The organism is Arcobacter sp. CECT 8985 (assembly GCF_004116495.1).
GTDB lineage: Bacteria > Campylobacterota > Campylobacteria > Campylobacterales > Arcobacteraceae > Malaciobacter.
This window is the reverse complement of the sequence record NZ_PDKC01000011.1, coordinates 47,200-73,666: the sequence shown is the minus strand read 5'-3', so window position 1 is coordinate 73,666 and position 26,467 is coordinate 47,200. Positions and strand designations below refer to the sequence as shown.

Annotated in this window: 27 protein-coding genes; 13 read left to right on the top strand and 14 right to left on the bottom strand. The window is 27.2% G+C overall.

The window, feature by feature from the left end; translation table 11 throughout:
* Positions 1 to 207: 207 nt before the first annotated feature.
* The 3 genes from ccoG to trxA form a co-directional block, all read right to left on the bottom strand.
* Entirely contained in the window at positions 208 to 1,554 is a 1,347-nt protein-coding gene (ccoG, locus tag CRU93_RS06780; protein WP_129103430.1) for a cytochrome c oxidase accessory protein CcoG, read from the bottom strand.
* Positions 1,555 to 1,647: 93 nt separating this feature from the next.
* On the bottom strand, positions 1,648 to 2,880 hold the full coding sequence (locus CRU93_RS06775) for a glutamate-5-semialdehyde dehydrogenase (RefSeq protein ID WP_129103429.1): 1,233 nt from the start codon (positions 2,878 to 2,880) through the stop codon (positions 1,648 to 1,650).
* A gap of 106 nt (positions 2,881 to 2,986) precedes the next feature.
* Positions 2,987 to 3,304, bottom strand: coding sequence for a thioredoxin (gene trxA, locus CRU93_RS06770; protein WP_129103428.1), 318 nt, complete (start codon positions 3,302 to 3,304; stop codon positions 2,987 to 2,989).
* 140 nt (positions 3,305 to 3,444) lie between these two features.
* Between trxA and CRU93_RS06765 the strand changes: the two genes are divergently transcribed.
* Positions 3,445 to 3,804 (top strand): helix-turn-helix domain-containing protein, encoded by a 360-nt coding sequence (locus tag CRU93_RS06765; RefSeq protein WP_129103427.1) that lies wholly within the window; start codon positions 3,445 to 3,447, stop codon positions 3,802 to 3,804.
* A gap of 27 nt (positions 3,805 to 3,831) precedes the next feature.
* On the opposite strand, the gene CRU93_RS06760 is transcribed toward CRU93_RS06765, so the two are convergent.
* Positions 3,832 to 4,806 carry a YhdH/YhfP family quinone oxidoreductase gene (locus tag CRU93_RS06760; protein ID WP_129103426.1) on the bottom strand — a complete coding sequence of 325 codons (975 nt, stop codon included), beginning with the start codon at positions 4,804 to 4,806 and terminating at the stop codon, positions 3,832 to 3,834.
* 105 nt (positions 4,807 to 4,911) lie between these two features.
* Between CRU93_RS06760 and CRU93_RS06755 the strand changes: the two genes are divergently transcribed.
* The gene (locus CRU93_RS06755) at positions 4,912 to 5,265 is read left to right on the top strand and encodes a helix-turn-helix domain-containing protein (RefSeq protein ID WP_129103425.1); all 354 of its coding nucleotides are present in this window, start codon (positions 4,912 to 4,914) and stop codon (positions 5,263 to 5,265) included.
* A 12-nt stretch (positions 5,266 to 5,277) separates the two neighbouring features.
* On the opposite strand, the gene gltX is transcribed toward CRU93_RS06755, so the two are convergent.
* From gltX to hisF, 5 genes are all read right to left on the bottom strand, one after another.
* Positions 5,278 to 6,681: a glutamate--tRNA ligase gene (gltX, locus tag CRU93_RS06750; protein WP_129103424.1), complete on the bottom strand. Its 1,404-nt coding sequence runs from the start codon at positions 6,679 to 6,681 to the stop codon at positions 5,278 to 5,280.
* Between the two features lie 87 nt (positions 6,682 to 6,768).
* Positions 6,769 to 7,842, bottom strand: a complete 1,074-nt coding sequence (gene rlmN / locus CRU93_RS06745; RefSeq protein WP_129103423.1) for a 23S rRNA (adenine(2503)-C(2))-methyltransferase RlmN — start codon at positions 7,840 to 7,842, stop codon at positions 6,769 to 6,771.
* 191 nt (positions 7,843 to 8,033) lie between these two features.
* Positions 8,034 to 8,576 (bottom strand): purine-nucleoside phosphorylase, encoded by a 543-nt coding sequence (locus CRU93_RS06740; RefSeq protein WP_129103422.1) that lies wholly within the window; start codon positions 8,574 to 8,576, stop codon positions 8,034 to 8,036.
* Positions 8,577 to 9,254 (bottom strand): SIMPL domain-containing protein, encoded by a 678-nt coding sequence (locus CRU93_RS06735; RefSeq protein ID WP_129103421.1) that lies wholly within the window; start codon positions 9,252 to 9,254, stop codon positions 8,577 to 8,579.
* 1 nt (position 9,255) lies between these two features.
* Positions 9,256 to 10,017: an imidazole glycerol phosphate synthase subunit HisF gene (gene hisF, locus CRU93_RS06730; RefSeq protein ID WP_129103420.1), complete on the bottom strand. Its 762-nt coding sequence runs from the start codon at positions 10,015 to 10,017 to the stop codon at positions 9,256 to 9,258.
* Between the two features lie 71 nt (positions 10,018 to 10,088).
* Here hisF and rsmA point away from each other — a divergent pair, with 71 nt between their 5' ends.
* From rsmA to CRU93_RS06675, 11 genes are all read left to right on the top strand, one after another.
* Entirely contained in the window at positions 10,089 to 10,898 is an 810-nt protein-coding gene (gene rsmA, locus CRU93_RS06725; protein ID WP_129103434.1) for a 16S rRNA (adenine(1518)-N(6)/adenine(1519)-N(6))-dimethyltransferase RsmA, read from the top strand.
* Entirely contained in the window at positions 10,870 to 12,912 is a 2,043-nt protein-coding gene (locus CRU93_RS06720; RefSeq protein ID WP_129103419.1) for a ribonuclease J, read from the top strand. The genes rsmA and CRU93_RS06720 overlap by 29 nt, the downstream gene beginning before the upstream one ends.
* A gap of 9 nt (positions 12,913 to 12,921) precedes the next feature.
* Positions 12,922 to 13,893 (top strand): SIS domain-containing protein, encoded by a 972-nt coding sequence (locus CRU93_RS06715; protein ID WP_129103418.1) that lies wholly within the window; start codon positions 12,922 to 12,924, stop codon positions 13,891 to 13,893.
* A gap of 10 nt (positions 13,894 to 13,903) precedes the next feature.
* Complete coding sequence (locus tag CRU93_RS06710) at positions 13,904 to 14,719, top strand: pseudouridine synthase (protein WP_129103417.1); 816 nt, start codon at positions 13,904 to 13,906, stop codon at positions 14,717 to 14,719.
* Positions 14,712 to 15,896: a replication-associated recombination protein A gene (locus tag CRU93_RS06705; RefSeq protein ID WP_129103416.1), complete on the top strand. Its 1,185-nt coding sequence runs from the start codon at positions 14,712 to 14,714 to the stop codon at positions 15,894 to 15,896. The genes CRU93_RS06710 and CRU93_RS06705 overlap by 8 nt, the downstream gene beginning before the upstream one ends.
* The gene (hemJ, locus tag CRU93_RS06700) at positions 15,896 to 16,429 is read left to right on the top strand and encodes a protoporphyrinogen oxidase HemJ (RefSeq protein WP_129103415.1); all 534 of its coding nucleotides are present in this window, start codon (positions 15,896 to 15,898) and stop codon (positions 16,427 to 16,429) included. Before CRU93_RS06705 ends, hemJ begins: the two co-directional genes overlap by 1 nt.
* Positions 16,426 to 17,835, top strand: a complete 1,410-nt coding sequence (locus CRU93_RS06695) for a PhoH family protein (RefSeq protein WP_129103414.1) — start codon at positions 16,426 to 16,428, stop codon at positions 17,833 to 17,835. The genes hemJ and CRU93_RS06695 overlap by 4 nt, the downstream gene beginning before the upstream one ends.
* 67 nt (positions 17,836 to 17,902) lie before the next feature.
* The gene (locus tag CRU93_RS06690; protein ID WP_129103413.1) at positions 17,903 to 18,829 is read left to right on the top strand and encodes a D-2-hydroxyacid dehydrogenase; all 927 of its coding nucleotides are present in this window, start codon (positions 17,903 to 17,905) and stop codon (positions 18,827 to 18,829) included.
* A 29-nt stretch (positions 18,830 to 18,858) separates the two neighbouring features.
* Positions 18,859 to 19,335, top strand: coding sequence for a hypothetical protein (locus CRU93_RS06685; RefSeq protein WP_129103412.1), 477 nt, complete (start codon positions 18,859 to 18,861; stop codon positions 19,333 to 19,335).
* A gap of 1 nt (position 19,336) precedes the next feature.
* Positions 19,337 to 20,920, top strand: a complete 1,584-nt coding sequence (locus CRU93_RS06680) for an FAD-dependent oxidoreductase (protein ID WP_129103411.1) — start codon at positions 19,337 to 19,339, stop codon at positions 20,918 to 20,920.
* The gene (locus CRU93_RS06675; protein WP_129103410.1) at positions 20,917 to 21,645 is read left to right on the top strand and encodes a succinate dehydrogenase/fumarate reductase iron-sulfur subunit; all 729 of its coding nucleotides are present in this window, start codon (positions 20,917 to 20,919) and stop codon (positions 21,643 to 21,645) included. The genes CRU93_RS06680 and CRU93_RS06675 overlap by 4 nt, the downstream gene beginning before the upstream one ends.
* 23 nt (positions 21,646 to 21,668) lie before the next feature.
* On the opposite strand, the gene CRU93_RS06670 is transcribed toward CRU93_RS06675, so the two are convergent.
* The 5 genes from CRU93_RS06670 to CRU93_RS06650 all read right to left on the bottom strand — a co-directional run bounded on the left by CRU93_RS06670 (position 21,669) and on the right by CRU93_RS06650 (position 26,425).
* Positions 21,669 to 22,733, bottom strand: coding sequence for a TRAP transporter substrate-binding protein (locus CRU93_RS06670; protein ID WP_129103409.1), 1,065 nt, complete (start codon positions 22,731 to 22,733; stop codon positions 21,669 to 21,671).
* 10 nt (positions 22,734 to 22,743) lie between these two features.
* The gene (gene bluB, locus CRU93_RS06665) at positions 22,744 to 23,367 is read right to left on the bottom strand and encodes a 5,6-dimethylbenzimidazole synthase (RefSeq protein ID WP_129103408.1); all 624 of its coding nucleotides are present in this window, start codon (positions 23,365 to 23,367) and stop codon (positions 22,744 to 22,746) included.
* A 1-nt stretch (position 23,368) separates the two neighbouring features.
* A complete protein-coding gene (locus CRU93_RS06660; RefSeq protein WP_129103407.1) occupies positions 23,369 to 23,671 on the bottom strand; it encodes a hypothetical protein in 303 nt (100 codons plus the stop codon).
* Between the two features lie 69 nt (positions 23,672 to 23,740).
* Positions 23,741 to 25,519, bottom strand: a complete 1,779-nt coding sequence (gene asnB / locus CRU93_RS06655) for an asparagine synthase (glutamine-hydrolyzing) (RefSeq protein ID WP_129103406.1) — start codon at positions 25,517 to 25,519, stop codon at positions 23,741 to 23,743.
* The gene (locus tag CRU93_RS06650; RefSeq protein ID WP_258238853.1) at positions 25,520 to 26,425 is read right to left on the bottom strand and encodes an AEC family transporter; all 906 of its coding nucleotides are present in this window, start codon (positions 26,423 to 26,425) and stop codon (positions 25,520 to 25,522) included.
* Between the last annotated feature and the right edge of the window lie 42 nt (positions 26,426 to 26,467).

Here is a 26,467-nt window from a genome sequence, read left to right as displayed (position 1 = left end):
AAGTTTTCACTTGCTATCATCTCTAAATGTTTTGTTTGTCTATCAAGCTCATTTTCTATTATTGAAAATACTTCTTTATCTGCTTCTTTTAGTTTTGCATTTGTTATGTAACTCATACTTTTCTCCTTGGTATTACTTCTTATTAAATTTCAAATTTATGGAAGTATAACAGAAAACTTTTTTTTCAACAATCCAGATATTGCTAAATTATTTAAAAGCATCATTTCTTGGATAAATAAATGATAAATTTTGTTCTTTATATACTTCTTTTGGATTCTCTTTTGCATATACTATTATTTTCACTTTTAATGGTGTTGATTTTTTATCAGATAAAAATAGTCTTTTTGTTGTTTTTAAAATCAATACTTTTTTTATTCTTTGATCTGGTGCTAATTTAATTGATTTAAATCTTTTTATCTCAAAATTTTTATTATCATCAAGTTTTATTTTAAAAGTGTAATCTTTTTTTGTTCTATTTTGAATAGTAAGTATATAGTTATTTGTTACAAATTTTTTATCTTCTATTTTATATAGATTTGTTGTTTTATTTACATTTAAAAGAAAAGATTCTTTTTTTGTAGTTGAAATAATCAATAATACTATGCAAATTGCAATACTTAGGTAATACATAATATTTTTAAATGTGAAGTGTTTACTTTTTTTATTTTTTAAAATAGAATTTGTACTTCCCCAATCTACTAAAGTTTTTTTGCCAAGTTTTCCCATTACTGTTGTACATGCATCAACACACTCTAAACAGTTAATACATTCAACTTGTAATCCTTTTCTAATATCAATGTGTGTAGGACAAACAGTAACACAAGCTTCACAAGCTGTACATTCATCATTTTCATTTAAATCTTTTGCTTTAAATATAACTTTTTGTGAGTCTTTATATATTTCTCCACCTCTATTTGTATTATAAATAGGTTGTAATGTATTATTATCATATAGTGATGATTGAATTCTTGAATAAGGACAAATATAAGTACAAAAATGTTCTTTTGTAAATACTATATCATATACTAAAAATAAAGCAACAGTTATAATAAACAAATACATAAATACATGATCATGTGGATTTTGAATATAATTAAAAAAATCTTTTGGTGGAATAAAATACCACATAAAATTTGATGCGATTATAAGTGAAAGTATTGAAAATAATCCTATTGAAATTACTTTTTTTATTTTATTTTCAAATTTTGAATACTTAATATCTTTTTGTTTATTTTTGATTCTTCTTAGATTAAATATTTTTGATTCTATTAAATCTCTATAAATTACTCTAAAAATTGTTTGTGGACATGCCCATCCACACCATACTCTACCTGCTATTGATGTCATTGCAAATATACCAATAAAAAGAATCATTAATAAAAACGGCATTATGTAAAGTTCTTGCATCTCAAAGGCTAATCCTAAGAAATGAAATTGCATTTTATCAAATGAAAGTAATAAAATTTGATTACCATTTATTGTAATAAAAGGCAAACAGAAAGTAAAAATTGTAATTGCAAAGAAGTTAATATATCTTTTTTTTGCATAACTCATAATATCTCCTAAAGTTTTGATAGTAACACTTTAGTGACATATGGTGGCAGAAAAGTAATATAGAAAATTTAATTTAATAAGATAGAATTATTTCTATCTTATTTGACCATTTCCTAATACTTTATATTTAAATGTAGTAAGGTCATTTATACCCATTGGACCTCTTGAATGAAGTTTATTTGTTGATATTCCAACTTCTGCTCCAAGTCCAAAAGCTCCTCCATCAGTAAATCTTGTACTTGCATTTGCATATACACAAGCAGCATCAACTTCATCTAAAAATCTAGTTATATTTGAATAGTTTTCACTTATGATACATTCAGAGTGTCCTGAACCATGTAAATTTATATGATCAATTGCTTCATGAATATCTTCTACTACTTTTATTGATAGTATATTTGCAAGATATTCTGTATCAAAGTCTTCTTTAGTTGCTAGATTTACATCTATATACTTTTGTGTTTCTTTACACCCTCTAAGCTCTGTTTGTTCAAAAATAAATGCTTCTTGAAGAGGAGGTAATACATAATTTGCAACTTCTTTATGGACAAGTAAAGTCTCCATTGCATTACATACTCCTGGTCTTGAACATTTTGCATTTATACATATTTCAAGAGCTTTTTTCCCATCAGCAAATTTATCAATATAAGTATGGCAAAGTCCTTTGTCATGTTTAATTACAGGAACACTTGAGTTTTGACAAATAAATTTAATAAGTGATTCACCACCTCTTGGTACGATTAAATCTACATATTTATCTTGTTTGATTAGTTGTGCAACCCCTTCTCTACTTGAGTCTGGAAGTAAAGATATAGCTTGTTCGGGAAGTTTGTTTTTTGTAAGTACATTTCTTAATATATTTGCAATTGCATTATTACTATTTTGAGCCTCTTTACCACCTTTTAAAACACATACATTACCACTTTTAAAACAAAGTGCTGCAGTGTCACTAGTGACATTTGGTCTACTTTCATATATTATTCCTATTACTCCAATTGGAATAGAAACTTTTTGAATGTTTAAGCCATCTTGAGTAACCCACCCTTCAAGTGTTCTACCTACAGGCTCTTTTTGTGAAGCTATTTGTCTAATAGCTTCTGCCATTTTTTCAACTCTAGTACCATCTAAAAATAGTCTATCTTTTAAATCATGACTTAAATTGTTCTTTTTTGCTTCTTGCATATCTTTTGTGTTGTTATGAACTATAAAGTCACAATGCGCAATAAGAGCATCTGCCATTTCATTTAAGACTCTATTTTTAATTTCTGTATTTAAAGTTGCAATTTCTCTACTAACTTTTTTACATTCTTTTAAAAATTGTTGCATTTTAATTCCCTAAGCTTTAATATTGAAGACATTTTATCGTAAATTGAGTTATAGTTTAAATAAGTAATGAGTTAAGAGTGTAATAAAAGCAGATTATCTGCTTTTATTATGCTAGTGAGTTTAATTTATCTGTTAATGCTTGTTTTGATGTAGCACCAACTAATTGATCAACAACTTCACCATCTTTCATAAAAATAATTGTTGGTATTGATCTAATTCCATATTTTACTGCAAGGTCTTGTTGTTCATCTGTATTTACTTTACAAATATTTGCTTTTCCTTCAAACTCTTGTGCTAATTCTTCAATTACAGGTGCAATCATTCTACAAGGTCCGCACCATGGAGCCCAAAAGTCTACTAAAGATACTCCATTTGAAACTGTGTTATCAAAATTTTCTTGGTTTAATTCAATATATTTTCCCATTTTTTTTCCTTTTATTTTTTATTGGTGTAATTTTATCTATTTAGAAACTTATTGTCAAGTATGTACTTTTTAGTATTATAGTTACTTTTAAGTAACTAAAGAGTATTATTTTAATTAAATTTTATATGCAAAGGCTTTATATGGAAATGAATAAACGATATAATTGCTTCTTTCAATTGGCAACTGATATTATAGGTGGTAAGTGGAAAAGTATGGTTCTTTGGGCTTTAAAAAAAGAGGTTAGAAGAAATGGCGAATTAAAAAGGCTAATTCCAAATATTTCACAAAAGATGTTAACACAACAATTAAGAGAGCTTGAAGAAGCAGGAATTGTTGAAAGAATAGTTTATCCAGTTGTCCCACCTAAAGTAGAATATAAGCTAACTACTTCTGGAGAAAAACTTATTCCAATTTTATATGATTTACATGATTGGGGAAAAGAGTATGCAAAAAGTAATAACATGAATTTTGGAGATGATGCTCACTGTGTTATAGATTAGAAAAGAAGTATTACTTCTTTTCTATATTTATATTTTTACTAGATATCTTCCAGTAGATTTTGATGATAGAATAATATCATATGCTTCTTTGATATTATTAAGAGATATTTCTGTAACTAAATTATCAATAATTTTGATTTTATAATCACTTGATACTTTATTCCATATCTTTTCTTTTTTCTCTTTTGGAATTTCAACAGAATCAATTCCTATTAATCTTACACCTCTTAATATAAATGGAAATACATTTGTGTTTAATTCAAAAGATGATGTAAGTCCACAACAAGTTGCAACTCCACTATGTCTGATTAATTTCAAACTATGTGCAAGGAAATCTCCTCCTACTGTATCTATTACTGCATCATATGTTTCACTTAAAAGTGGTTTTTTATTTGATATATCAAATTCATCTCTTAATATAACTTCACTTGCTCCAAGTGATTTTAAAAAATCTATTTTATCTTTTTTACCAGTAACTGTTACAACTTGATACCCAAGTTTTGCTAAAATTGATACGGCAATACTTCCAACTCCCCCAGTTGCACCAGTTACTAAAACTTTTCCACTACTAATGTTATTTTCTTCTAGTTCATTAACACTAAGTGCAGCTGTTAATCCTGCTGTTCCAAATGTCATAATCTCTTTTTCATCAAGTCCATTAGGTATTTTTATTACCCATGATGCAGGAACTTTTACATACTCTTGATGACCCCCATCTGTATTCATTCCTAAATCATATCCTGTAACTACAACTTTATCACCTTTATTAAACTCTTGACTATTTGTTTGTTCTATTTCACCTGCTACATCAATACCAGTAACATGAGGAAAATTTCTTGTTACACCTGGATTCCCTATTGAACTTAGGGCATCTTTATAGTTTAATGAAGAGTATGATGCTTTAATTAGAACTTCATTTTCTCCAATCTCTGGGATATCAATTTCTTTTATTGAACTTGTAAACTTTTTGTCTTCTAATTTCTCTACTACAAATCCTTTCATTTTCATCCTTTACATAATTTAAATAATTTTAGCTAAAATATATATATTGCGCAAGAACTTACATAAATGATATGTAGTTACAATAAAGATACTAATGGAAGTGAAATGAATGAAAATATTGATTTAATTATAGATAAAAAAAATGAAAAATGTCCGGTTGAAACTGCACTTGAAGTTATGGATGGTAAATGGAAAATTTTAATACTTTGGTATTTAAGAAGAGATACAAAAAGATTTAGTGAATTGCAAAAACTTATGCCAAAGATTACACAAAAAATGTTATCATCAAAATTAAAAGAGTTAGAATCTGATGGTTTAATTATTAGGAAAGTATATCCAGTAGTTCCTCCTAAAGTTGAATATTATATGAGTGAATATGGAGTTAGTTTAAAACCTATATTAAAGCAGTTATATTTGTGGGGAGAAGAACATAAAAGATTAAGAAGTAAAGAGTTATAACTCTTTACTTCTTTATTCAGCTTCTTTATTAAAATTTTTATCTAGTGCTGTTCTTATTCTTAAATTAACTTCATCATATCCAAGTATAGCCATTAGGTCATAAACTGATGGAGCTTGTGTTCCACCTGTTAAAGAAATTCTAATTGGTTGAAATAATTGAGGAAATTTTAACTCAAATTTTTCTATAAATGGTCTAGTTACTTCTTCATAATCACAAGCTAAATGTAGAGAGTCTTTTTTCTCTTCAAGTATTTTCAAGTAAGTATCTAGAAATTTTGCAGTATTTTCTTTTATGAATTTTTTTACACCTTTCTTATCATAACTTTCTGGTCTATTTGTTATCTTTTCAATAGCTTCTTTTAGTTCAACTAATGTTTGAGCTCTCTCTTTTGATAAGTCAAGAATCATCTCTTTTTTATCATGCCCAGAAATATTACAATCAAAAAATTCTAATTCTTTTGCTAACCTTTCATTTGTTACATTTTTGATATAGTGTGCATTTAACCAAAGTAATTTTTCTTGATTATAAGATGATGCAGATTTATTGATATTAGAAGGATCAAATAGTTCTAACATCTCTTCCATTGAAAATATCTCTTGATCTTTATTTGACCATCCAAGTCTTACTAAAAAGTTTAGTAATGCTTCAGGAAGAAAACCTTGCTTTTTATAATCCATTACATCCATTGCACCATCTCTTTTAGATAGTTTTTTCCCTTGAGGATTATTAATCATTGGAACGTGGAAAAATTTTGGAATATCAAAACCTAATGCTTCATATATTATGATTTGTTTTGCTGTATTAGTTAAGTGATCATCACCTCTAATTACATCAGTCATTCCCATTAATGCATCGTCAATTGCAACAACAAAATTATATGTAGGATTTCCATTACTTCTTGCAATAACAAAATCATCTACTTCATTACAATTGATATTTATCATTGATTTTATTCCATCAACAAAAGTAATTTTTCCTTCAAGTGGAGCTTTGATTCTTACTACTGGTTCTACACCTTCAGGAGGAGTTCCTGTGAAGTCTCTATATCTTCCATCATATCTTGGAGTCTCTTTGTTTGCCATTTGTTTTTCTCTTAGAGCATCAAGTTCTTCTTTACTCATATAACAATAATAAGCTTTACCTTCATCTAACAATTGTTTGATATATTTTTTATATATATCCATTCTTTGTGATTGATATTCGACTTTTCCATCATAGTCTAATCCAACCCATTCAAATGCATTGATTATTGCTTTCATTGCATCTTCATTATTTCTTTGTGTATCTGTATCTTCTATTCTTAATCTAAATTCACCATCTGTTTTTCTTGCCCATAGATAGTTATATAATGCTGTTCTTAGTCCACCAATATGTAAATATCCTGTTGGACTTGGCGCAAATCTTGTAACTGCCATTATTTATTTTCCTTCTTTTTATTATTTATATAAAATCCAATTCCTGTTACTATTGCAACACCTGCTATAAAAACTAACATAACAATATCAAGACTTCCCATTTTTAGTCTCCTTCTCTTTTAGTTGACCACATGCTGCTGAGATATCAAGTCCTTTTGACTCTCTAATAGTACAAAGCAATCCTTTTTTTATTAGATATTCTTGGAATTTTATCATATCTTTACTTTCTGGTCTTTGATATGTTGTCCCTGGATATGGATTAAAATATATTAAGTTTACTTTTGCTTTTATACCATTAAGTAGTTTTATTAATTTATCTGCTGATGCAATATCATCATTTTTATCTTTAATAACTAAATACTCAAACATAACTTTTTTTCTTGTATCCACTGGAAATTTTTTTACTGCTTCTATAATACTTTCAATATTGTAAGCTTTATTCATAGGAATAAGTTCACTTCTTAATTTATCATCTACTGCATGTAAAGATATAGCTAATTGAATACCTAAATCTTCATTTCCAAGTTTTTCTATCTTACTACTGATTCCAGAAGTTGATACTGTTTGTCTTCTTCTACTAATAGCTAAGCCATCTAGTTCACTAAAGATTTTTACAGCTTTAATAAAGTTCTTATAGTTATCAAGTGGTTCCCCCATTCCCATATAAACAATATTAAGTGATTTATTTTCTGGAATATTATTGTCTCTTTTTATATTAACAATTTGAGCAATATATTCTCCTACTGTTAGGTTTCTAACAAATCCACCTTTTGCAGTAAGACAAAAAGTACACCCTACTTTACATCCAACTTGTGAAGAAATACATACAGTATATTTTTCACTTTTTTCAATCGTACCATCTTCAGCAATTTTCTTCTTTTTCATTAGTAATAAAACTGCTTCTACTGTAACACCATCTCTTAATCTGAATAGATACTTTATACTTCCATCTGAACTTTGTTCTTTCTTTACGATACTCATCAAATCAATATCATAATTTTGAGTTAAATCTTCTTTTAATTCTTTAGGTATATTTTTCATCTCATCATAAGAAGAAGCATACTTTTTATAAAGCCAATTATAAACCTGTTTTGCTCTAAACGATGGCTTAAGTTGTTCTTTTAATTCATCCAATGTAAAATCATATATTGATTGTTGCATTTATACCTTTCTTGCTTCTATTAATATTTTGTATTATACTATCTTTCTACCCTAATTTTGCTTTTATGAAAATTAATATTGTTTCACGTGAAACATAGTAATGAAATAATTAAAAATTTTGAAAAGTTTCACGTGAAACATCGAAATAAAACAGTAAATTTATATAGAGTATTTAAAAGATAATTAAAGTATTAAATACTTTTAATTATCTTTTTTTCAATTAAGTATTGAGTTAGTTTAGCCATTGCTTCTTTATGGTTTTTAAGAAAATCATCATGGGCAGTTTCATTTGTATAGTTAGTAACAATAAAAATTCCAGCTGCTGGAATTTCAAACTCTTTTGCAACTTGTAAAATAGAGAAAAATTCCATATTTTCTACACCAATTCCATAGGCATTAAATTTTTTGCTTAATGAAAAATTTGAAGATATATAATTTGAACAATTTACAATTGTATCATTCTTAGCTAGATTATTCTCAGATTCAATCACATTATCCAAAGGAGTATATGAATTATCATCTAAAAAAGATAATTCTATATTTGATGCTCTTTTTGATTCAATAATATCAAAAATATTATGTTCTCCATATGAACCAGCTGTTCCTACAAAAAGTAAAAAATCTGGTTTATCAAATAATGCTCTTCTTGTAAGATTAATAGCAGTTTCAATTAAACCTACTCCCATTGGCTCTGCAAAATTAAATACTTCATTTCTTCCTGCACATACAATCATTTAATTACACTCCAGCGAATAATTTGCTGTTATTTTAATATCTTTACTATTATTATCTGGAATAGGAATAGCATCATTAGAAATATTTTCTTTTAATATTAGTTTAGTTGAGGCTCTATAAACATTAGGATTGTAATATGAGTTAATATCTATATTTTTAACTTTACACTCTTTTTTTAAATCATTTGATAAATTATTAGAATAATTTACTGCCCATTTAATTGCATCTAATCTCATCTTTTCTATTTTTTCATTTGAAATATTTTCATCAATTTTCCAAGAAAGATTTGAGATGTTTACTGATGTACTTTTATCTTCTTTTATTGATAAAAATTTTTTTATAAATGAAGTAATTTTTTTAGAATCTTTAGAAGATATATCATAACTTAATCTTCCAACATATCCATCTTGTTTTGTTTTATTTTCATCATAAATAAAGTTAGATCTTACATAAAATGATCCATTGCTTTTTTTTATGTCGTTTGATTTTTTTATAAAATCATTAAACTTTTCAAGTCTATTTGATGCAATAGACTCACTTTTTGCTTTAATCTGAACTGATATTTTCGTTGCTAAAATATTAGGTTCAAGTGAATCTTTAAATGTTTTATTAAAATGTACTTCATAAGCAAATAAAGGTAATGAAGCTACTACTGTACTTAAAATTAATTTTTTCATATTATATCCTTACGGGAATATTATTATCTTTTAAATAATTTTTTAAATCCATAATATCAATCTCTTTAAAATGGAAAATCGATGCAGCAAGTGCAGCACTTGCACCATGTTCAAAAGCTTGTTTTATATGTTCCATTGTACCTGCACCACCACTTGCAATTACTGGAATATCAACAAGTGAAGATATCTTTTCAGTGATATTAAGTTCAAATCCAGTTTTTGCTCCATCTGTATCCATTGATGTCAAAAGAATTTCACCAGCACCCCTATCATAGACTTCTTTGGCCCATTGTAATGCATCAAGTCCTGTATCTTCTCTTCCACCTTTTACAAATACATGATAAGAACCATCTTCTACTTTTTTAACATCAATTGCTACAACAATACATTGACTTCCAAATCTTTTTGCACCTTCATCAATAAAATTTGGATTTACAACTGCTGAAGAATTAACTGATACTTTATCACAACCTACATTTAAAAGTTTATATATGTCATCTAATTTTCTAATCCCTCCTCCCACAGTTAAAGGAATAAAAACCTCTTTTGCTACATCTTTTACGATATCTACAATAGTATCTCTATTTTCATGACTTGCAGTAATATCTAAAAATGTTAACTCATCTGCACCTTCATCATTGTATCTTTTCGCAACTTCTACTGGATTTCCTGCGTCTCTTAACCCAACAAAATTAACACCCTTAACAACTCTACCATCTTTTACATCTAAGCAAGGGATGATTCTTTTTGCAAAATTACTCAAAACAAATCCTTAAATTTAATATGAAAAAATCTTATCTAAATGTAAGTTAAAATTAGATATACTAATTGCTTATGGAAAATATTAAAGCTAAAAAGAAATACGGACAAAATTTTTTAATTGATTCAACAGTACTAACTAGAATCATCCAAGCGATGCCCAAAGGCGATAATTACGTAGTTGAGATTGGGCCTGGCTTAGGTGATTTGACAAAAAATTTAGTCAAGTACAAAGATATGACTGCTTATGAAGTAGATACTGATTTAATTGGTATTTTAGGGTCTAAATTCGAAGACGAAATAGAAAGTAGCCGATTAAAGATAGTGCATAATGATGTACTAAAAGCTTGGGAAGAGCAAAAGACGTTACATGAAGGTAAATATGATTTAATAGCAAATTTACCTTACTATATCGCAACAAATATTATATTAAGAGCATTAGAGGATGCTAATTGTGAGCATATAATTGTTATGATTCAAAAAGAAGTTGCACAGAAGTTTACTGCAAGAGTAAATGAAAAAGAGTTCTCTTCACTTGGAATTATTACACAATTATTGACAACCGATTCAAGGATACTATTTGATGTTCCTCCTGAATCATTCAACCCTGCTCCAAAGGTTGTTTCCTCTGTTTTATATCTTAAAAAAGATTTGACTAAGTCTATTAGTGAAGATTTTAAAAAGTTTTTGAAAGCTTGTTTTTCTCAACCAAGAAAAAAACTATCAAAAAACCTTTCTTCAATAGTAGATAAACAAAACTTAAGTGAGATATTTAAACAACTTGATATAGAAGAAAATAGAAGACCTCATGAAGTTAGCGCATCTTTGTATAGCCAAATGTATACAAAGGTTAAAAATGGAAGAAACGAAAGTACAAGAGGATAAAGTAGCAGAAAAAAAAGCTTCTACTCAAAATACTCAAAAAACTACAACTAGGCAGAGTAAACCAAGAACTACTCGAACAAAAAATAGTAATAGAACTAATAATAGTAACACTACTACAAATAATAATACAAGTAAAAATACGAATACTAATACAACTTCAAATACTACAGAAGATAAAAAAAGTAACTCTTCAAATACACAACAAAGAAAAAGAAGACCTACAAATAATAAACCACATAAAGTACCTTTACAAAAAGGTGATGGTTGGATTAGTGATCTAAAAAAAGCACATCAAATAAATGAAAAAATTCATAGAGATAGATTAAATCCACACTACAAGTTGAATTTAAATACTAATGCTAAAGTAAGAATTACGCCATTAGGTGGTTTAGGTGAAATTGGTGGGAATATGATGGTTATGGAGACTGAAAACAGTGCAATAATTGTAGATGTTGGTATGAGTTTCCCAGATGATGATATGCATGGTGTTGATATTTTAATTCCAGATTTTACTTATATTAGAGAAATTAAAAATAAAATTGCAGGAATTATCATAACTCATGGACATGAAGATCATATTGGTGCAATGCCATATTTATTTAAAGAGATGCAATTTCCAGTTTATGGAACATCTTTGCCATTAGAAATGATTGGTTCAAAATTTGATGAACATAAAATGAGAGAACATAGAAAATATTTCAGAGCTATTCAAAAAAGAGTACCAATTAAAATTGGTGATTTTGAAGTAGAATGGATGCACATAACTCACTCTATTATTGATTCATCTGCAATTGCAGTAAAAACAGAAGCAGGAACAATTATTCATACAGGTGATTTTAAAATTGACCATACTCCAATTGATGGATATCCAACTGATTTACATAGATTAGCTTATTACGGTGAACAAGGAGTATTACTTTTAACAAGTGATTCAACTAATTCTCACTCTCCAGGTTTTACAAAATCAGAAAAAACTGTTGGCCCTACTTTTGATAAGATTTTTCAAAGTGCAAAAGGTAGAGTTATCATGTCTACTTTTTCTTCAAATATTCATAGAGTTTCTCAAGCAATTGAAAGAGGACTTGCATTTAATAGAAAAATCTGTGTTATTGGTAGATCAATGGAAAAAAACCTTGAACTTGCTATGAGTTTAGGATATGTTAAATTTCCAAGAGATCAATTTATTGATGCTCATGAAGTAAACAAATATAATGATAATGAAGTACTTATTATAACAACTGGAAGTCAAGGTGAGTCAATGAGTGCTCTTTATAGAATGGCTATACATGAACATAGACATATTAAAATCAAGCCAGAAGATCAAATAATTCTTTCAGCAAAAGCAATTCCTGGAAATGAAGCGAGTGTTTCGGGAATTATTAATCATCTATTAAAAGCTGGTGCTAAAGTTGCATATCAAGACTTTAGTGATATTCACGTTTCAGGACATGCTGCACAAGAAGAGCAAAAATTGATGTTAAGACTTATTAAACCTAAGTTTTTTATGCCAGTACATGGTGAATATAATCATGCATTAAGACATGGGCAAACTGGTATTGACTGTGGTGTTTTAGAAAGAAATTTATATATTATGAGTGATGGTGAACAAGTTGAAGTATCACCAAAATATTTGAAAAAAGTAAGAACTGTTAAGACAGGTAAAGTTTATATTGATAATCAACTAAACAATAAAATTGCTGATGATATTATTATTGATAGACAAACTATGGCAAATGAAGGTGTTGTGATGATTGTTGCACAAGTTAATGCAGATGATAGAACATTGTCTCAAAAACCAAAAGTATCATCATTTGGACTTGTTCCTAACAAGTTAGATAGAGCATTTAGTAAAGAGATTGAAGAAATATTAAATACTGCACTTAAAAATGCTAGACCTGGTATATTTAAAAATAGTAAAATATTAGAAGATGAAATTAGAAAAGTTGTAAGAAAACATTGTGTTAGAAAATATAAAAAATATCCAATGATTGTACCAACTGTTTTTGTTCAATAAGGAAAATAGATGAATTATAAAGAGCTTGCAAAAGAGGTTTTATTAACTGAAGCAAATGAATTAGAAATTGCTGCTAAAAAGTTAGATAATGATGAAATTGATTTTGAAAAGGTTGTTGAATTAATTGTTAACTGTAAAGGTAAATTAATCGTAACTGGTGTTGGAAAATCAGGATTAGTTGGAACAAAAATTGCAGCAACTTTAGCAAGTACAGGGACGAGCTCTTTTTTCCTTCACCCTACTGAAGCTATGCATGGTGATTTAGGAATGATTGGAAAAGATGATATTGTTTTAGGAATATCTTATAGTGGTGAGAGTGAAGAACTTATTCAAATATTACCACATTTAAAAAGATTTGATATTCCTTTGATAGCTATGGCAAGAAGTAAAAGTTCAACTTTAGGAAAGTATGCTGATTTCTTTTTTAATATTAATGTAACTAAAGAAGCTTGTCCTTTAGACACAGCTCCTACTTCTTCTACTACATTAACTATGGCAATGGGTGATGTTTTAGCAGTTTGTCTTATGAGAAAAAGAGAGTTTAAAAAAGAAGATTTTGCTTCTTTTCATCCAGGAGGAAGTCTTGGTAAACAACTTTTTGTAAAGGTTGATGACTTATTAAGAAAAGATAATCTTCCTGTAGTTTCACGTGAAACAAAGTTAAAAGATGCCATTGTAACAATGAGCGAAGGTCGATTAGGAAGTGTTGTTATAGTTGATAAAAATCAAAAAGTTATAGCACTATTAAGTGATGGAGATTTAAGAAGAGCATTAATGAGTGATGAATTTTCTTTAGATTGCTCTGTTGAGGAAGTTGCAACTAAAAATCCAAGAGTAATAAATGATAAGAATTTATTGGCAAGTGATGCATTGCATATAATAGAAAATTTTAAAATACAACTTCTTATTGTAGTTGATAGTAATGAAAACTTAATAGGAGTTTTACATATACATGACTTAATTGAAGCTGGTATTAAATAAGGAAAGAAACATGCCAACTGAAAATAAAAAAATAAAAAAAGAGGAAAAAATTGAGTTAATTAGACTTAATAAATTTATTTCTCATAATAGTAAATACTCAAGAAGAGAAGCTGATAAACTTATTGAAGATGGGAAAGTTAGCGTTAATTCAAAAGTAGTTACTAATTTAGCTACAAAAGTAACTGAAAATGACCTTGTAAAAATAGAAAAACAAGTTGTAAAAATAGATAGAGAAAGAATGTATACTGTAATTGTTTATAATAAACCAAAAGGTGAATTAGTAACAAAACATGATCCTCAAGGAAGAAGAACTATTTATCATACTTTAGGAAGTAAATATAAACATTACTTACCAATAGGAAGATTAGATTTTGCAAGTGAAGGTGTACTTTTATTATCTGATAGTGTTGATGTGGTAAACTCTTTAATGCACTCTACTTTGGAAAGAGTTTATAAATTAAAAGTTGATGGTGAGATAACTCATAAAGTTGAACAAGCAATGAGAGATGGTCTAAATCTTGATGATGCTACAAGTGGTGCACATGAAAAATCACAAATAAAATCAATGAGCTTTTCTCCTTTTGTTGCTTATCAAATATTGACAAATAATACAAACTTTTCTAAAATCAAAGTAGTTATTAGTGAAGGTAAAAATAGAGAGTTAAGAAGATTCTTTTCTCACTTTGGCTTAAATGTAATGGATTTAAAAAGATTAGATTTTGGTGGAGTATCTTTAAATAACTTACCAACAGGAAAAAGCAGATTCCTTTCAAAAGAGGAGTATAGACATTTAAGAGAGTATTTAAGAACACTAGAAAATGATTGATTTAGCAAACCAGCTAAGACCAACAACTTTAGATAATTTTGTTGGTCAAAGCCATATAATTGGAAGAGATAAAGCCTTATATAAACTACTAATGAAAAAAGAGATTCCTCATCTTTTTTTCTATGGAAAACCAGGAACTGGAAAAACTACCTTAGCAAAAATAATAGCAAGACATATAAATAGTGATTATTATTATTTTAATGCAACTTCTATAAAAATAGAAGATCTTAGAAAAGTATTTGATAAATATAAAAATTCTTTAATTAAACCAATTGTATTTATTGATGAAGTACATAGATTATCAAAAAACCAACAAGAAGTATTATTACCAGTAATGGAAAATTATGATGCTATAATTATAGGAGCAAGCACTGAAAATCCATTTTTTACTTTAACTTCTGCTATTCGTTCTAGATCCTTTTTATATGAGTTTTTACCACTTACAAATATTGAGTTAAATGGAATAGTCGATGACGCAATCAAAGATACCCAAATAGAACTAAATAAAGAAGCAAGAGAGTATTTAATTGCATCAAGTAGTGGTGATGCTAGGGCAATGTTAAATTTGCTTAATTTTGCTTCAAAAGTTGATAATGTAATTACTATTGAAATGTTAAAAGAGTTAAGAAGTAATATCATTGGTGATGGTGTTAGTTCAAGTGATACTCATTATGATTTAGCAAGTGCAATGATAAAATCACTTAGAGGTTCAGATGTTGATGCAGCCTTATATTATCTAGGAAGATTAATAAATGGTGGAGAGAGTGTTGATTTTATTACAAGAAGAATGGTTATTTTTGCAAGTGAAGATATTGGTAACGCAAATCCAAATGCACTGAATCTTGCAGTAAGTACGATGCATGCTTGTAATAAAATAGGTTATCCTGAAGCAAGAATAATATTAGGTCAATGTGCAATTTACTTAGCTTCCTGTCCAAAATCAAATAGTGCTTATTGTGGTATCAATAAAGCATTAGCTGATATAAAAAATGGTAGAATCTTACAAATACCAAAACATCTAGATTCTTTTCATAAAGGCTACAAATATCCACATGATTATGGTGGATGGGTAGAACAAGAGTATTTACCACTTTCAATTAAATATTATGAGAGTGATAATATAGGATATGAAAAGACATTGAATGAATGGCTAAAAAAAATAAAGAGGAAAGTGTAATGGACTTACTACTTAGTTATTATTTATGGATTGTGATTTTTCATGTCATGGCAGTATTGTCATGGATGGCGATGCTTTTTTACCAACCAAGATTGTATGTATATCATACAGAACATAAAAACAAGCCAGATTTTGTTGAAGTAGTAAAAATTCAAGAATATAAAATGTATAAGTATATTGGATTACCTGCAATGTGGGCAACAATTATAAGCGGTATATTAATGATAATTATTTCACCAAGTATGCTTGATTTAAACGATCCTTGGCTTTATGCAAAACTATTTTTTGCTGCAATATTAGTTGTTTACTCTTTTTCTTTAGAGTATTATAGAAAAAAATTAGAAATGGATTTATATCCAAAAAGCGGGAATTTTTTTAGAGCATATAATGAAGTACCAACAGTATTGTCTTTACTAATTGTTGGGTATGTAATTACAAAGACATTTTCAATGGCATTTACTTTAATAACTTTAGCAGTAGGAGCTTTTATTATTTATAAAGTATTAAAACAAAAACCAAAAGATGCTGCATGAATTTTGAAAAAGTATATATATTAGATACAAATATTCTTCTTGGTGATGCACAGAATATTTTTAAATTAAGTGATAACAATAAAAACTTGGTCGTTTTACCAGAAACAGTTCTAGATGAAATTGATACAAAAAAAAGTGGCTTTGATGAGATAAATTTTCAAGCAAGAGAATTTGCTAGAATATTAGAAAATTCTGATATTCTTGAAGCTAAAAAAGTTAATGATTATAAAATTGTAAGACTAAAAATAGAAGATATTATGAGTGTTACAATTGATATTGTTTCTAAAGATGAATACAAAATTAACTCAAAAAATAGTGCAATAAATATAATAAATGATAGAAAAATATTAGAAATTGCAAAATTTTGTCAAGGCCATTATGATATAGAATGTAGTTTTTTATCATTGGATATAATGGCAAGAACAAGAGCAATCTCACTTGATATTAATACAAGTGCCCTACTTGGTTCAAATGAAGATGATTTTAATTATGAGTTTATTAAAACTATACAAATAGAGTTTGAGCAGTTAGAAAATATTAATAATTCTTCGATTTTAGAATACGATAGTGAGTATAAACCATATAATTTTGCTTATTGTTTTAAAGTAAAAGGTTCAGATCAAGTTTTATTAGCATGCGTGCAAAATGGCAAAATATCAGTTTTAGATGAAACAGAAATAAGAAATCAAACAATTACACCACTAAACAAAGAGCAACTATTCTTTTCAAATGCTATACTAAACCACTACTTTAATGTTTTAATTATTGAAGCAAAAGCAGGAAGTGGTAAAACTCTTTTAGCTTTAAGTGGAGCTTTAAAGTTAGTAAGACAAAAACATTTTCAAAGAATAATATATATTAGAAACTCAATTGAATCATTAGATAAAGGTGAAGATATAGGATATTTACCTGGTCTTGAAGAAAAATTTAGAATTTACAATCATCCATTAATGGATAGTTTAGACTATATTATAAGAAGTGAGCACAAAAGAAAAACATCTAAGAAAAATTATCAAGCAGAAGAGTTAGATGATTCAGAAGTTAGCTCAAGAATAGAACAATTAATACAAAATTATTCAATAGAGACTATGTGGGTAGGAGAGATGAGAGGAAGAACTCTTTCAAGTGCATTTGTAATAATTGATGAAGCCCAAAATATGTCAAATAAAACAATGCAAATGGTTCTTTCAAGAATTGATAATAGTTGTAAAGTTGTAATACTAGGAAGTAATAAACAAATAGATAATTTTTATGTAAATAAACATACAAATGCATTAACTACATTATTAAAATCTACACAAAGCAGAAGTGATTTAGTGAAACCTTTTGCTATTAAACTTGAAAAAGTATTAAGAGGTCCAATTACTGAATGGGCAGAACAAATTTTCAGTTCTGATAATAAATAAATCATTTTAAATTAATTTTAGCAATATTTTGATACCTTTACATATAATATTATGTAAAGGTATGCAAATGAAATTAGTATTTTTAGATAGAGCTACTCTTGGGTTTGATGTAAATTTAGATGAATTTAATCAATTTGGTGAAGTTATAGTATACGATACTACAAAACCAACTGAAACTCTAAACAGAGTAAAAGATGCAGATATTGTTATTACAAATAAAGTAGTAATTGATAAAGAAATTATGGATAATTCAAATCTTAAGTTAATTTGTATTGCAGCAACTGGAATGAATAATGTAGACCTAGAATACGCAAAAGAAAAAGAAATTGAAGTAAAAAATGTTGCTGGGTATTCTACTGATAGTGTAACACAATTAACATTCTCATATGTATTTCATTTTATTCAAAAACTTAATTATTATACTTCATATGTAAATAATGGGCACTGGGAAAAATCAGAAATATTTACACATATTGACAAACCATTCTTCGAATTAAAAAACAAAAATTGGGGTATAATTGGTTTAGGAAATATAGGAAGTAATGTTGCAAAAATTGCAAAATCATTTGGATGTAATGTTAGTTATTATTCAACAAGTGGTAAGAATAGTAATACAACTTATGAACAAAAAGATTTAGAAACATTATTAAAAGAATCAGATATTATATCAGTACATTGTCCACTTAATGATTCAACTGTTAATTTGCTTAATAAAACGAATTTAAATATGCTAAAAGATGGAGCAATCTTGATGAATCTTGGTCGTGGTGGAATAATAAATGAATATGATTTAGCAAATATAATTGATAACAAAGAACTATATTGTGGTATTGATGTAGTAGTAAAAGAACCAATAGAAAGTACTTCTCCTCTACTTAAAGTACAAAATAAAGAGCGACTAGCATTAACACCACATATTGGATGGGGTTCTATTGAAGCAAGAAATAAGTTAGTTAAATTAATAGTTGAAAACATAAAAGAATACGTAAATTAATACATATTCTAATTTGTAATGGAGTTAAAATGAACTATTTACAATATACATCTAAAGAGATGTACTCTTCTACTGAGTTAATAAGAAAAAGTAAAAGTATATTTGAGAAATTAAATAAAAAAGAAATAGAAAAAGCAGTTATATTAAGAGATGGAAAACCAAGTTTTATGCTACTTGATTTTGATACATATGAAAAAATAATGGAAGAGTATATGAGTTTAAAAAACTCATATACTAAAATTAAAAAAGATGAAGCTTCAGAAAGTATTTCTAAAGTAAATAAATTAGTAAAAAAAGAAAAAAATGAAGAAGTAAAAAAAGATGATTTAAGCGAAGCAGATGTTCAAAAAGCATTAGCAGAAATTGAAAAAATATCTTTTGATGATATTAGTACAATAGATGATGAAGAAAATATAAAAATTGATGATGAAAATAGTGATGAAATTTTTATTGAAGAAAGACCAATTGACAAAAATGATAAAGCGCTAAAAGAGTTCTGGGAATAATATGTATGATGTAATTGTAATTGGCTCTGGAGCAGCTGGACTTACAACTGCACTAGAATCAAAAAAACAAGGATATGAAGTATTAGTAATCTCAAAAGATTACCCTACTTTTTCACAAAGTTGCCAAGCTCAAGGTGGAATAAATGCACTTTTAGATGAGTTTAATGATAGTATAGATGAATTTGTTGAGGATACTTTTAAAGCTTCAAGGCAAATTGCTAATAAAAAGCAAATTAGAAAAATTGCAAAACTTTCAAAAGATTCAATAAATTGGTTAAGTAGTTTGGGTGTACCTTTTACCAAAGATTTAAATAATAATATTGCACAAAGAAGATTTGGTGGAACAACTAAAAGAAGAACCTGTTATAGCAGTGATTATACAGGATTGAAAATAATCAATACTTTATATGATAATTGTATAAAAGAAGATATAAAGTTTTTAAATGAAGAGTTTTTACTGGATATTGCTGTTGAAAATGGTGTAGCAAATGCAGTAATAACTCTAAATATAAATAAAATGAAAATCTCTAAATATGAATCTTCAAATATTGTCCTTGCAACAGGGGGATATAGTAATATATTTTGTGAAAATACAACAAACTCATTTTTAACAACAGCAGATGGATTAGCAATTGCATATAAAAATAATGCAAAGTTATCAAATATGGAGTTTGTACAATTTCATCCTACTGCATTAAAAGATACAAATATTTTAATAAGTGAGAGTGCAAGAGCAGAAGGTGGTTATCTTTTAGATAAAAACTATAATAGATTTATTGATGAATTAAAAACAAGAGATGAAATAGCAAGACAAGTATATAAAAAAGTTCTAAAAAAAGAAAATGTATATTTAGATTTGAGGCACTTAGGCAAAGAAAAAATATCTAAGCAATTGCCGCAAGAAAGAACTCTTGCCCTAAGTTTTGCTAATACTGATATTATAAAAGAACCACTTAGTATTACTGTTGCAGCTCATTATACAATGGGTGGAATATTAGTTGATGAAAATATGAAAACAAGTATTGAAAATCTTTATGCAATAGGAGAGTGTGCACAAGCAAGTCTGCATGGAGCAAATAGATTAGGTGGTAACTCTTTATTAGAAGTAATTGCTTTTTCAAGAGAAGTGGTAAACGTATTTAAAAAAGAGTTTATTAAAAGTAATGTAGACATTCAAAAATATAAAAAAAGTTTAGATTTATTATTACATAAAGAGGTAAAAATTGACTTTTATGAAGTAAAAGAAGAACTTAGCAAAATACTATTTGAAAAAGCAGGTGTAATAAAAACAAACAACTCTTTAAAACAGGCATTAGATTATATATTAGTGCAAAAGAATAATCTTCAATATATGGGTATAAAAGATAAAAGTACATATTATAATAGAAATTTAGTAGATTTTTTAGAGTTTAAAAATATACTATTGATTAGTGAATTATTTGTAAGAAGTGCCATAAGTAGAGATGAAAGTAGAGGTAGTCATTATAAAGAAGATTATGCTTTTGAAGATGAAAATTTTAAAAAAGAATCAATAATTCAAAAGGGGTATAATGGGCCTTTTATCTGTTTTAAGGCTTTTTTATGATTGTTAAAGTTAAACGATTTAATAAACATAAAAGTAGTGATCAATATATACAAGAGTTTGAAGTAGAAAATAGTAATGCTTTAAAAGTATTATTTGAAATAAAGCAAAAAATTGATTCTACTTTTGCTTTTAGATCTTCTTGCAAAAGTGCTATTTGTGGATCTTGTGCTATAAGAGTTAATTCTGTTGAAAAACTTGCATGCAAAACACAATTAAATGAAAATGATTTAATTGAACCTTTAAATAATTTCAAGATTATTAAAGATCTTATTATAAATCTTGAAAAAAATGAAACTTTAATTAAAAAATCAAATGCTTTTTTAGAAAAATATAGCAAGAAAATGGTAACAAATGAAGATATAAAACAAATTGATTTGCAAAGCAATTGTATTTCTTGTCAAAGTTGTTATAGTTCTTGTCCTGTAGCTACTGTAAATAAGGAGTTTAAAGGCCCTACTGTGTTAACAAAAGTTTATAGATATTTAGAAGACAAAAAAGAGAATTTAATTAAAAATAAGCTTGAATTAATACAATTAAATGGTATATGGGATTGTACCTTATGTGGTAACTGTACTATTGTTTGTCCTCAAGGGATTGATTCTAAAGATGACATTTTAAAATTAAGAATGAAATCTTTGCAAAATGGATATAGTGATTTAAGTAATAAAAATAGTTTTAATTTTGGTTTTGATGATAATTTTGGCTTTAATCCAAATGGCTTTTAAGAGTGTAAAAACTCTTAAAAGACCTACTCTAAACTACTTTTTATATATTGGTAATTAGATATTTTTGTCCAATCCCTTGCTATTTTCATATACTCTTCTTGAGATTTGAAAACCTCTTTTAAAATTGGTGATTTTGCAGCCATTTTAGCTCTTAACTCATTGTTGGCTTTTTTAAGTGCTTGCATTACATCTTTTGGGAAAGATTTTACTTTTATTTGTGGATACTGTTTTTTCATCTTTTCCCATGCTTTTGCATTTAAATCATAGTTTTTAATATACATATCATATGCTGCTAATTTAAATGCTAATACTAAAACTTTTTGTAATCTTTTTGGCAATTTATTATAAGTTCTTTTATTTACTATAAACTGCATCTCTGAAGCTGGCTCATGCCAACCAGTGTAATAATATTTTGCAACTCTATGAAATCCCATTTTTATATCCATTGATGGCCCTACCCATTCTAAAGCATCAATATTACCTCTTTCTAATGATGTATAAAGCTCACCAGGTGCTACATTTGTAACAAGTACACCTACTTTTGCCATAATCTCACCAGCAAAACCTGGAATTCTCATTTTTAGACCTTTTAAATCAGAGAGTGAATTTATCTGTTTTTTAAACCATCCTCCCATTTGAACACCTGTATTCCCTCCTGGAAAAGATAGAACTTTATGTCTTTTATATGCTTTTTGCATAAGTTCTAGCCCTCCTCCATAGTAAAACCATGCGTACTGCTCAGGTGCAGTCATTCCAAATGGCATAGAAGTAAAAGGTAAAGTATTTATATCCTTACCTTTCCAATAATATGAAGCACTATGACCTATATCATACTGCCCTGCTTTTACCATATCTAATACGTCAAATGGTGCTTTATGTTTATTTGCACTATCAACTCTAATTTTTAACTCTCCATTTGACATTGTTTGAGCAAGGCTAGCAGCCTCTTTTGCAATGTCTATTAAAGGTGAAGCTGTTTTTCCCCATGTAGTTGCCATTTTAAGTCTATATTCTCTTGCATTTGCAGTTGTGGCTATTAATATAAACATTGTTAAAAGTATAAATACTTTTATGATTGATTTTTTCATTTTTCTCCCTTTAATTCAAAATACAATCATGTAAATTTTTCTTTTTATCCCAGCCAACTTTTTTTAACTCAGGTTGATCTAAAAAATTTTTAGTATAACCAACACACAAATATCCAATAAGTTTGTACTCTTTTGATACCTTTAGAATTTTTCGAACTTTTTTTGGTTTTATGATAGATACCCAACCTATTCCAATGCCCATTACTCTAGCAGTTAGCCACATATTATGAATAGCACAAACAACAGAGTATTCGCCACTTCTTTTCATATATGTTTGTCCTAAAACCTCTTTATTACTTTTCTTATAAAATACAGCAATATTAATAGAAGATTCTTTTATTCCCTCAAGTTTCAGTTTTTTATAAAGAGGTCTATTTTCAAATTTTGGAAAACTTTTTAAGTAGTTTCTTTTGAAGTTTTTGTAGATTTTATTTTTTTCATCTTTACTTCTTACTATTTTAAAAGCCCAAGGTTGTGAATACCCCACTGAAGGTGCCTTAAGTGCAGATTCTAATATAATATTTAATTTTTTATTTGATACTTTTTTATCAATAAAATTATTACCTCTTACATCTCTTCTAGAACTAATAATTTTATCTAATATATTCAAATCTTCTTTTGTAAAACTTATCATATTAAGGTTTTAATTTTATAAGTTTATTTAGTAATAAAGCCTCAATAATTTCATCAATACTTTTTTGAGTAGTCGTTTTTAAAACTGAAAACTCTTTTTGTTTAAATTCCTCTTTATAATCATCTTTATTAATAATTATAATATGGTCAATCCAACAATTTGTATCTTCTTTGTATTTTAAAAACTCACAATTAACTATTTGCCCATCATCTAAATCGATATAGGCCCAATAATTTGATTCTTCAATTGATGATATAACTGCTTCAAATCTGCTATTTATATCTACTGGAATAAGTATATTCATGTTCCCCTCGCTTCTTTGTTAGCTTTTGGAATCATATCTAATCTTGTTTTAAAATGGTATATAAAAATTTTATAAATATTGTTTTTTATACCATAATGAAAAAATGTATAAAGACCAAAGGTGCTGTTTAAATTTTCTATTTTTTGCAAGTTCATAAATATTTTTTATATATTGCTCATTAAATAGATCCGTTTTTTTATTTACATATAAAATAGTATTTAAAATAGAATCTTTATATTCATTATGTATCCACTCATTAAAAGGTGAATTGAATCCCTTTTTTGTTCTATTAATAATCTTTTTTGGGATATATTTTGATGCTATTTTTTTTAGTAAATATTTGTTTGTATCTCCTACTTTGATTTTAGATTCAACACTAAAAAGATAATCAACTAATCTATAATCTAAAAATGGAGTTCTAACTTCAAGGGAGTTAGCCATTGAAATTTTATCAACTTTACTCAATAAACTTTGTCCTAACCATACTTTTAAATCTGTATAACTCATCCAATCAACTGGATCTTTTTTTACTCTCTCTTGCTTGAAAGTAGGTACTTTTTTAAATAATCTTTTCTTTTGAATTGAAGTAAAGACTTCTCCAAAGCCATTGTATAAGGTCTGTTTTTTTATAATTCTTCTTAAATATTCACTCTCTTTTGTATTATTTTGAAGTGCTGAAATGATTGTATCTAAAAACTCTGTTTGGTTAGGTTGTAATGTTTTTTCAAACTCATAATATTTTAAGAACTTAGCATAATTATCATATCCTAAAAATATTTCATCACTACCTTCTCCACTCAATACAGTCTTTATTCCTTGGTTTTTTATCTTATTTGTCAATAAATATAAAGGAAAGGCTGCACTATCTGCATGTGGTTCTTCAAGAGCATCTAATACATCTTCAAAAGAATCAATAAACTCTTTTTGACCTATAACTAAGGGGTGATGATTTGAACCTATGTGATCTGCTGTAATTTTTGCATAATCAAGTTCGCTATAGCTTTTATAATCTTCATATCCAACACTAAAAGTATTTATTTTTTTGCCACTAATTTTTGTATAAAGTGCAGATATTAAAGAACTATCAATTCCCCCACTAAGAAGTGAACCAACTTCTACATCTGAAGTTAATCTTTGTTCTATACTACTTATAATTAATTCTTCAATATCTTTTAAAGCTGTTTGCTCATCTTTTATTTTTTTGTAGGTATTTATTTTATAATATTTTTTTATTGTAAGATTTGAGTTTTGAAGTTCCAAATAGCTTGAGGCTTCAAGTTTTTTTATATCTTGATAGAAAGTATTATCTGCTAAACTAACAAAATATTGCATATATTGAGACAGTGCTACTTTATTTAGTTTAGGCGTTTCATCTAGTAGCGTAAGAATTGATTTTATTGAAGATGAGAAAATAAACTTATTATTTTTATAATAGTAAAAAAATGGCTTTTTACCATATCTATCTCTAGCACAAAAGAAACTATCTTTTTTTATATCATAAATACAAAAACTAAACATTCCATTTAAATAGTTTAAAAAATCTTTTTGATATTTTTCATAAAGTCTTATTATAACTTCTGTATCTGATTTTGTTTTACATTTTAGATTATGTTGTTTTATTAATTCTTTATAATTATAAATCTCACCATTAAACACAATTAATATTTCATCAAAAATCATTGGCTGATTTGCTTCATTATCAAGGTCAATTATAGATAATCTTGTATGTGCAAAGTTATTATTGTTTATAGTTTTTATAGCTTGAAAATCAGGGCCTCTATTTTCAATATATTTAATAGCCTGTTTGAAGTTTAAACTATTAAAATTGGTTCCTAAAATTCCACACATTTATAAAACTCCTAAAAAATATCTAATTAAATGAATGTAAAAATATAGTAACAATGAAAAACATATTGTAGAGATTAATACACTAGCAGTTACAGCATGTGGTTTACAGTTATATAAAGCTGCCAAATTAACATTATTTACTGCAAGTGGTACCATAAGTTGCATAAGTATTATTGCTCCAACATAAGCATCTATATTACTATATAATATAAATAAAATTCCAACTGCAGGAAGAATTATATGTTTTACTATACTAAGAGATAATGATAATTTCCAATTCATTGTTTTAATTTTTACTTCTGAAAGATAAATACCAAAAATCATTAATTGAATTACCATTGATGAGTATGCACCCATTTCTAAAACTTTTGAAATATCTTTATGAATAGGAATTGAGAAGTGATTAATTAAAATAGCAAATAGTGCAACCCAAATACCAGGAAGTTTTAAAATAGATTGAATCGATTTTTTTATAGTAAAACTATCTTTTGCAAAGAAATATACACTGAAAATATAAATATATAAAGTGCATGCAAGATTTATTATACTTGTATATGGAACTGATTGTTCTCCAAAAAGTGCAATTCCTAAGGGAACTCCAATATTTCCTGTATTTCCAACTAAAGAAACTGCAATAAAAATAGTTTTATCTTTTGAGTCTGTAAATATTTTTTTTGAAACAATTAAAACTAGTATAAATACAGTAAGAAGTATAACTAGATAAATCAATGGTGACATAATAAACGCATAATCAATAGGAGATCTAGTTAGTCCCCAAAATATAAGCATTGGCTGAAGAAAGTAAAAGGATAAAATTACATAACTTTTATCGTGAATTTTTTCTTGAAAACTTTTTTTTAATATAAAGCCTAATACAATAAAAAAATATACAGGAAGTACAGAAATAAGTGTTTCGATTTATATGCCTTTATGAAATAATAGATTTAT

Coding starts and splice junctions, on each gene's coding strand:
- CRU93_RS06670 (WP_129103409.1), bottom strand. CDS start 22,733: ATGAAAAAATCAATCATAAAAGTATTTATACTTTTAACAATGTTTATA.
- CRU93_RS06660 (WP_129103407.1), bottom strand. CDS start 23,671: ATGAATATACTTATTCCAGTAGATATAAATAGCAGATTTGAAGCAGTT.
- bluB (WP_129103408.1), bottom strand. CDS start 23,367: ATGATAAGTTTTACAAAAGAAGATTTGAATATATTAGATAAAATTATT.
- CRU93_RS06705 (WP_129103416.1), top strand. CDS start 14,712: ATGATTGATTTAGCAAACCAGCTAAGACCAACAACTTTAGATAATTTT.
- CRU93_RS06755 (WP_129103425.1), top strand. CDS start 4,912: ATGAATGAAAATATTGATTTAATTATAGATAAAAAAAATGAAAAATGT.
- CRU93_RS06675 (WP_129103410.1), top strand. CDS start 20,917: ATGATTGTTAAAGTTAAACGATTTAATAAACATAAAAGTAGTGATCAA.
- CRU93_RS06720 (WP_129103419.1), top strand. CDS start 10,870: ATGGAAGAAACGAAAGTACAAGAGGATAAAGTAGCAGAAAAAAAAGCT.
- CRU93_RS06680 (WP_129103411.1), top strand. CDS start 19,337: ATGTATGATGTAATTGTAATTGGCTCTGGAGCAGCTGGACTTACAACT.
- CRU93_RS06695 (WP_129103414.1), top strand. CDS start 16,426: ATGAATTTTGAAAAAGTATATATATTAGATACAAATATTCTTCTTGGT.
- CRU93_RS06740 (WP_129103422.1), bottom strand. CDS start 8,576: ATGATTGTATGTGCAGGAAGAAATGAAGTATTTAATTTTGCAGAGCCA.
- trxA (WP_129103428.1), bottom strand. CDS start 3,304: ATGGGAAAATATATTGAATTAAACCAAGAAAATTTTGATAACACAGTT.
- CRU93_RS06735 (WP_129103421.1), bottom strand. CDS start 9,254: ATGAAAAAATTAATTTTAAGTACAGTAGTAGCTTCATTACCTTTATTT.
- CRU93_RS06775 (WP_129103429.1), bottom strand. CDS start 2,880: ATGCAACAATTTTTAAAAGAATGTAAAAAAGTTAGTAGAGAAATTGCA.
- CRU93_RS06765 (WP_129103427.1), top strand. CDS start 3,445: ATGGAAATGAATAAACGATATAATTGCTTCTTTCAATTGGCAACTGAT.
- ccoG (WP_129103430.1), bottom strand. CDS start 1,554: ATGAGTTATGCAAAAAAAAGATATATTAACTTCTTTGCAATTACAATT.
- CRU93_RS06760 (WP_129103426.1), bottom strand. CDS start 4,806: ATGAAAGGATTTGTAGTAGAGAAATTAGAAGACAAAAAGTTTACAAGT.
- CRU93_RS06715 (WP_129103418.1), top strand. CDS start 12,922: ATGAATTATAAAGAGCTTGCAAAAGAGGTTTTATTAACTGAAGCAAAT.
- hemJ (WP_129103415.1), top strand. CDS start 15,896: ATGGACTTACTACTTAGTTATTATTTATGGATTGTGATTTTTCATGTC.
- CRU93_RS06710 (WP_129103417.1), top strand. CDS start 13,904: ATGCCAACTGAAAATAAAAAAATAAAAAAAGAGGAAAAAATTGAGTTA.
- asnB (WP_129103406.1), bottom strand. CDS start 25,519: ATGTGTGGAATTTTAGGAACCAATTTTAATAGTTTAAACTTCAAACAG.
- rlmN (WP_129103423.1), bottom strand. CDS start 7,842: ATGCAACAATCAATATATGATTTTACATTGGATGAATTAAAAGAACAA.
- CRU93_RS06685 (WP_129103412.1), top strand. CDS start 18,859: ATGAACTATTTACAATATACATCTAAAGAGATGTACTCTTCTACTGAG.
- CRU93_RS06690 (WP_129103413.1), top strand. CDS start 17,903: ATGAAATTAGTATTTTTAGATAGAGCTACTCTTGGGTTTGATGTAAAT.
- gltX (WP_129103424.1), bottom strand. CDS start 6,681: ATGGCAGTTACAAGATTTGCGCCAAGTCCAACAGGATATTTACATATT.
- rsmA (WP_129103434.1), top strand. CDS start 10,089: ATGGAAAATATTAAAGCTAAAAAGAAATACGGACAAAATTTTTTAATT.